This window comes from Parafrankia sp. Ea1.12, from assembly GCF_900465275.1.
GTDB classification, from domain to species: Bacteria; Actinomycetota; Actinomycetes; order Frankiales; family Frankiaceae; genus Parafrankia; species Parafrankia soli.
The window spans coordinates 1-2,103 of the sequence record NZ_UBIZ01000138.1 but is presented as its reverse complement, the minus strand read 5'-3'; the positions used below and the strand labels follow the sequence as shown (position 1 = coordinate 2,103).

The 2,103-nt window shown below is 73.3% G+C and carries 3 protein-coding genes; all 3 read right to left on the bottom strand.

The genetic code is table 11. The features are described 5' to 3' along the window. Positions 1–55 precede the first annotated feature (55 nt). Positions 56–811 (bottom strand): hypothetical protein, encoded by a 756-nt coding sequence (locus FMEAI12_RS36995; protein WP_200835176.1) that lies wholly within the window; start codon positions 809–811, stop codon positions 56–58. A 106-nt stretch (positions 812–917) separates the two neighbouring features. Beyond that, the gene (locus FMEAI12_RS36480; protein ID WP_160144230.1) at positions 918–1,091 is read right to left on the bottom strand and encodes a hypothetical protein; all 174 of its coding nucleotides are present in this window, start codon (positions 1,089–1,091) and stop codon (positions 918–920) included. Between the two features lie 105 nt (positions 1,092–1,196). Beyond that, entirely contained in the window at positions 1,197–1,976 is a 780-nt protein-coding gene (locus FMEAI12_RS36990; protein ID WP_200835175.1) for a winged helix-turn-helix domain-containing protein, read from the bottom strand. Positions 1,977–2,103: the final 127 nt, after the last annotated feature.

The following is a 2,103-nucleotide window of genomic DNA, read 5'->3' as shown; positions in this document are numbered from 1 at the left end:
GCTCGATCAACTCCCATTCACCATCGGTCAGATCACCACGCGTCATACCACTGTGCTACCAGCCGAAACACCCACACGAAGGACGAACACCCCGATTGTGATCCAGACTCAGAACAGGCCCTAGCACGGCCAGGAAGACCAGCCAGCGCACCAGGGCGGGGGTCGGGCCGAACCACAGCACCGCGGCGGCGACCAGAGCGGCGATGCTGCCGCCGATCAGGATCGGCCAGCGCACCGAGGTCTGCCGCTGACGCTGGCGATCCAGCTTCAGCCACGTCTCCGGGTCGTTCCTGCGGGCGGCGTCCTGCCGCAAACCCCAGTTCCCCTCTTCCGCGGTGGCCCAGCGCAGCAGCCGGGCGAGGGTGCGCAGGAACCCGATGGGCGCCCACACGGCGATCTTCGCCGCGTACTTCGGTGTCCGCACCGCGTGGAACCGGAGCACGTAGCCGGCGTTGCCCGCGGCGTGGCGGGCGGTCGCGGTGATGTCGGCGCGGGAGTGCGCCCACGCGGGCAGGATTGGCGCTTGACGCTGCCCGCCGGCGGCCCGGGGGCTGTCGTGGTCGGGCGGGTCGACCGGCACCCCGACCTGCTCCGGGCGGGTGGTGAGCGACTCGGCATCCTCGTCGCCGTCGACGTCATCGGCGGTGCCGGTGTCGTCGGTGGTGGGCTGGTCGGGGTCGGCGCGGCGGGTCCTGGCCTTGTCGAGGTCGACGACCTCCGCCGCGGCCGGGGTGGCGTCGACGTCGGCGGGGTCAAGGTCGGGGGTCCAGCCGTCCGGGTCTGGCGGCGGGAACGGGTCGGTGGTGCTCATGGCACGGGCATCCCTTCACACGGGCAGGCAGGGGTGAGAGGGCCCGGGGCGCGGCGGGTGGCTTTGGCGAGACGGTCGCCGCGCCCCGGGGCGGGTTGGCAGTGGGTCAGCGGCGGCGGGTCCGTCCGCCGGTGCGTCCGGTGACGCGGGGCGGGTCGGAGCGGGTCACGCTGCTGTGACGGACCTGCATGTGGGCCGCGAGCATCTGCGCGACCTCCGCCGGGCTGGACAGCTCGTGTGAGTCGGTTCCGCAGAGGTCGCAGTGGTAGCGGTGGGCCATGATGGAAGCTCCCTTCCGGGCCTACGGGTGCGGGGTGAGGGGCCGGGGTGCGGCGGGTGGCTTTGGCGAGACGGTCGCCGCGCCCCGGGCGATACGGACGGCGGGTCAGACGGCGGTGAGTACCGGCGTCGGGGCGGTCGGGGTGTCGGTGGTGCGAGGACGTAGCAGTCCTTCGGTGGTGAGCAGCCGGCGGGCACGGTCCGGGCCGCAGGACAGCGCGGCGGCGGCGCGGCGTACTGGGACGGTGCCGTCCGGGTCGCGTGGTACCTCGGCGAGTGCGGCGATCAGATCGGCGTCGGTGCGCCGGGCGGTACGGGGCTTGGCCGCTGTACCGGTACGGCGTCGGGTAGGCGTACCGGTACGGGGTACTGGTACGCGCTTGGTCGGCGGGATGGGGTCAGCGGCCGGGGTGCCAGCCGGGGCAGTGGGAGCGGCTTCAGGGGCGGGTGCCAGTACGTCGGCCGGCGGGGTGGTGGTGAGGGTGGCGAACTGGTGGCGGTAGCGGGGCGCGGCTTCGGCGAGCAGGATCAGCACGACCGGCGGCACCGAGTGCGCGACGATCGCCCCGGCATCGAGGCTTGCGGCGGCGTCCCAGACGTTGAGGGTCCAGGTCGCCATGCCGCAGAACCAGCGCAGGCCGGTGCCCCACCAGGTGGGGTGAAGACCGTGGCGGGCAAGCACGCTGTCGGCGGTGATCCCCGCGAACAGCGCGATGTCGACGATGGGCGCCAACAGCCACGCCTGCGGGTCCTCGGTGTGGTGCCCGATGGCGACGCTGTGCACGTTTGCCAGCGAGTACGCCCCGACCAGCAACGCGACCAGCCACAGCGCCCCATCGAGCGCCCGGCCGACACGGCGGAGGTGGTCGTGGTTGGGCGTGGCCATGGCTGTTACCTCCTGTCAGGCGATGCGGCGGACGCGGGGTCGGCGGGTGAGGGTGGGCAGAGGTCGGGCGGTGCGGGCTTGTGCGTGGGCGTGGGCCAGGCGCCGCCAGGCGAGATCGGAGACCTGC